The sequence below is a fragment of the Streptomyces niveiscabiei genome, from assembly GCF_001419795.1.
Classification (GTDB): Bacteria; Actinomycetota; Actinomycetes; order Streptomycetales; family Streptomycetaceae; genus Streptomyces; species Streptomyces niveiscabiei.
This window is the reverse complement of record NZ_LIRL01000677.1, coordinates 1-3750: the sequence shown is the minus strand read 5'-3', so window position 1 is coordinate 3750 and position 3750 is coordinate 1. Positions and strand designations below refer to the sequence as shown.

6 protein-coding genes are annotated in these 3750 nt (G+C 73.5%); all 6 read left to right on the top strand.

Annotated features, from left to right (window positions below):
- Positions 1 to 271 (top strand): phosphopantetheine-binding protein (locus tag AOK24_RS30190; protein ID WP_159052033.1); only part of this gene is annotated, 271 nt, incomplete at its 5' end.
- Between the two features lie 45 nt (positions 272 to 316).
- Positions 317 to 1141, top strand: coding sequence for a CoA transferase subunit A (locus tag AOK24_RS30185; protein ID WP_055723211.1), 825 nt, complete (start codon positions 317 to 319; stop codon positions 1139 to 1141).
- Positions 1138 to 1941 carry a CoA-transferase subunit beta gene (locus AOK24_RS30180; protein WP_055723210.1) on the top strand — a complete coding sequence of 268 codons (804 nt, stop codon included), beginning with the start codon at positions 1138 to 1140 and terminating at the stop codon, positions 1939 to 1941. The genes AOK24_RS30185 and AOK24_RS30180 overlap by 4 nt, the downstream gene beginning before the upstream one ends.
- A 39-nt stretch (positions 1942 to 1980) precedes the next feature.
- Positions 1981 to 2211: an MbtH family protein gene (locus tag AOK24_RS30175; protein WP_055723209.1), complete on the top strand. Its 231-nt coding sequence runs from the start codon at positions 1981 to 1983 to the stop codon at positions 2209 to 2211.
- Between the two features lie 35 nt (positions 2212 to 2246).
- Complete coding sequence (gene hppD / locus AOK24_RS30170) at positions 2247 to 3266, top strand: 4-hydroxyphenylpyruvate dioxygenase (RefSeq protein WP_055723208.1); 1020 nt, start codon at positions 2247 to 2249, stop codon at positions 3264 to 3266.
- 32 nt (positions 3267 to 3298) lie between these two features.
- A partial coding sequence (locus tag AOK24_RS30165) for an alpha-hydroxy-acid oxidizing protein (RefSeq protein WP_240554202.1) occupies positions 3299 to 3750 on the top strand: 452 nt, incomplete at its 3' end.

The window sequence follows — 3750 nt, the reverse complement described above, 5'->3', positions numbered from 1 at the left end:
CGACCTCACCGCCCTCAGCGCCTCGCGCCCCGCCCGCACCCCGCACGAGGAAGCCCTCTGCGCCCTGTTCTCCGACCTCCTGGGCATCCCCGGTGTCGGGATCGACGACAACCTCTTCGCGCTCGGCGGGAACTCGCTGACCGCCGTCCGTCTCGCCGCCCGCGCGCAGACCCAGCTCGGCGGCACCCGCATCACCTTGCGCGACGTCTTCCACACCCCCACCCCGGCCGGACTGGCCCGTGTGCACGCCGACCGGCTCGATCCGGCGTGAGCCCGGACGCCTCTCCCCCGACCGCACCGTTCCCGAGCGAGGACCATGTCTGAGATCTGCGATCTGAGCGACGCCGTGGCGGAGCTGATCCACGACGGCGACACCGTCGCCCTGGAGGGCTTCACGCATCTGATCCCCTTCCGCGCGGCGCACGAGATCATCCGCCAGGGCATCACCGACCTCACGCTGGTGCGGATGACCCCGGACCTCCTGTACGACCAGCTCATCGGCGTGGGGGCGGCCCGCAAGCTCGTCTTCTCCTGGGGCGGCAGTCCCGGTGTGGGCTCGCTGCACCGGCTGCGCGACGCGGTGGAGAACGGCTGGCCGCGCCCGCTGGAGCTGGACGAGCACAGCCACGCCGGCATGGTCAACCGCTATGTGGCGGGCGCCTCGCGGCTGCCGTTCGCCGTCCTGCGCGGTTACCGGGGCAACGACATCGCCGCGCGCACCGGCTCCGTCGCCCCCGTCGTCTGCCCGTTCACCGGCGAGGAGCTGACCGCGGTCGCCGCGCTCAACCCGGATGTCACCGTCATCCACGCCCAGCGGGCCGACCGGGCCGGCAACGTCCAGCTGTGGGGTCTGCTCGGGGTGCAGAAGGAGGCGGTCCTCGCGGCGGACCGGGTGCTGGTCACGGTGGAGGAGCTGGTGGACCGCCTCACTCCGCTGCCGGGCGCGGTGACGCTGCCCGCCTGGGTCGTCGACGCGGTCGCGGTCGTCCCCGGCGGCGCCCATCCGTCGTACGCCGCCGGGTACAGCAGCCGCGACAACGACTACTACCGGGCGTGGAGCGAGGTGTCCCGGGACCGGGAGGTCTTCGGGAGCTGGGTCGAGGAGAACATCCTGCGCACGGAGGGGGCCACCGCCCGATGACCGCGACATCCACCGACGGGCTCGCCGTCACCGGGGACGAGCTGATGGAGGTCTGCGCCGCCCGGGCGCTGGCCGGGGCCAGGACCTGTCTGGCGGGCGTCGGCATCCCCAGCACGGCGGCCAACCTCGCGCGCCGCACGTACCATCCGGATCTCGTCGTGATCTACGAGTCGGGCGTCATCGGCTCCAAGCCCAGCCGGCTGCCGCTGTCCATCGCCGACGGCGAACTCGCGGAGACCGCCGACCTGGTGATCCCGATGCCGGAGATGTTCAACTACTGGATCCAGGGCCGCCGTATCGACATCGGGTTCCTGGGCGCCGCCCAGGTGGACCGGTTCGCCAACATCAACAGCACCGTCGTGGACCGAGGCCCCGGCCTGCCCGAGAAGCGCCTGCCCGGCGCGGGTGGCGCGCCCGAGATCGCCGCGCACTGCGGCGGTGTCCTGATCGTGGTGCGGCACACCCTGCGCAACTTTGTGGCGAAGGCGGACTTCGTGACCACCTTCGGGCACGGCTCGGGGCCGGGTGACCGCGAGCGGTTCGGGCTGCCCGGCGCCGGGCCGGTCGCCGTCATCACCGACCTGGGCGTCCTGCGGCCGGATCCGGTCACGGCGGAGCTCGTCCTCACCCAGGTGCATCCCGGGGTGACGGCCGACCGGGTACGGGCCGCGACGGGCTGGGACCTGCGCGTCGCCGACCCCCTGGGCGTCACCGAACCGCCCACCCCCGAGGAACTCACCGCGCTGCGCGCCCTGAAGAACGCCGGCGAGCCGGTACGCGGCAGCGCCGCGAAACCCTGAAGAGCCCCTGAAGAGCCCCTGAGGAGAGAAGGAAACGCTGTGGCCGACAACCCCTTCGACGACGAGGACGGCACGTTCCTCGTCCTGGTCAACGACGAGAACCAGCACTCGCTGTGGCCCGCCTTCGCCGATGTCCCGGCGGGCTGGCACACCGTGCACGGCCCGGCCCCCCGCGCCGCCTGCCTGGAGCACATCGAGCGCGAGTGGACCGACATGCGCCCCGCGAGCCTCGTCCGCGCCATGAGCGCGGCCGGCGAGGGCGACCGGTAGCGGTCGCGGCCCCCCACCACGTACGGAGACCCCCCATGACTGTGCACGGCATTGCCTATCTCGACCTCTACACCCAGGACCGCGCGTCCACGATCGACTACTTCACCGGCCTGGGATTCGCGCGGGTCGCGGAGTCCGAGGACGCCGGCCGCTCCTCCACCCTGCTGCTCCAGGGCGGCCTGCGGCTCGCCGTGACGTCGGGACCGGCGGTGCGGGACTTCCTGGACCGGCACGGCGACGGCGTCGCGGACATCGCCCTGACCTGCGACGACGTCCCGGCGGCCGTCGAGCGCGCGGTGGCCGCCGGGGCGACCGACCTCGGCTCGCCCTACGGCGCGCCGGTCGTGTCGGGGTTCGGGGACGTACGGCACACCCTGCTGCCGCCGGCCGAGGGCGACCCCGGCCGGATGCCGCCCACCGGCCGCTGGGTGCCCGTCGAGGCCGCCGCCCCGCGCTCGCCGCAGCCCGTCCGGCTGCTGGACCACATAGCGGTCTGTGTGGAGGGCGGCCGGCTCGACGCGTACGCCGACTTCTACCGGGACGCCTTCGCCTTCACGCGCTATTCGGCCGAGTACGTGGCGCTCGGCGGGCAGGCCATGGACTCCGTCGTGGTGCGCGGCGCGTCGGAGAACGTCACCTTCACCCTGGTCGCGCCCGACCCCGACAAGGGCTCCGGCCAGCTCGACGCCTTCCTGGACCGCAACGGGGGTCCCGGCGTGCAGCATCTGGCGTTCCTCGTCGACGACATCGTCTCCGCCGTACGCGGGTTGCGGGGCGGGGGCGTGGACTTCCTGAGCACGCCGGACAGCTACTACGACATGCTGAGCGCACGCCTGCCCGACCTCGCGGACCGGATCGAGGACCTGCGGGACGCCCAGGTGCTCGCCGACAGCGACGAGTGGGGGCATCTGATGCAGCTGTTCACCAAGTCGCCGTACGAACGCAACACCCTCTTCTTCGAGCTGATCCAGCGTCAGGGCTCGCGGGGGTTCGGCAGCGCGAACATCCGGGCCCTGTACGAGGCCGTCGAGCGCGACCGGCTCGCCGCCTCGTGACCGGCCCCGCCGGCCGTGCCGCGGCCGTGGACATGCTCACCCTGACCGACTACGCCGGGCGGGCCCGCACGATGCTGCCGGGCAGTGTCTGGGACTTCATCGAGGGAGGCGCGGGCGAGGAACGCACCCTCGCCGCCAACCGGGCGGCCTTCGACCGGGTCCGGCTCTTCCCCCGGGCGCTGTCCGGCACGGACCGCCCCTCCCTCACGGCCACGGTCCTCGGCCGCACCTGGCGCACCCCCCTCGCCGTCGCCCCCATGGCCTACCACCGGCTGGTCCACCCGGCCGGCGAGGTCGCGACGGCGCGGGCCGCCGGGGCCGCCGGGGTGCCCCTGGTGGTGAGCACGTTCGCGAGCCGCACCTTCGAGGACATCGAGGCGGCGGCCGGCGGCCCGCTGTGGCTCCAGGTGTACTGCTTCCGGGACCGCTCCCTGACCCGGGACCTCGTCGCACGCGCCGAGAGCGCCGGCTTCGAGGCCCTGGT

Excerpts from the sequence above, each read along its gene's own strand:
- AOK24_RS30185 (WP_055723211.1), top strand. The coding sequence starts at position 317 with ATGTCTGAGATCTGCGATCTGAGCGACGCCGTGGCGGAGCTGATCCAC.
- AOK24_RS30180 (WP_055723210.1), top strand. The coding sequence starts at position 1,138 with ATGACCGCGACATCCACCGACGGGCTCGCCGTCACCGGGGACGAGCTG.
- hppD (WP_055723208.1), top strand. The coding sequence starts at position 2,247 with ATGACTGTGCACGGCATTGCCTATCTCGACCTCTACACCCAGGACCGC.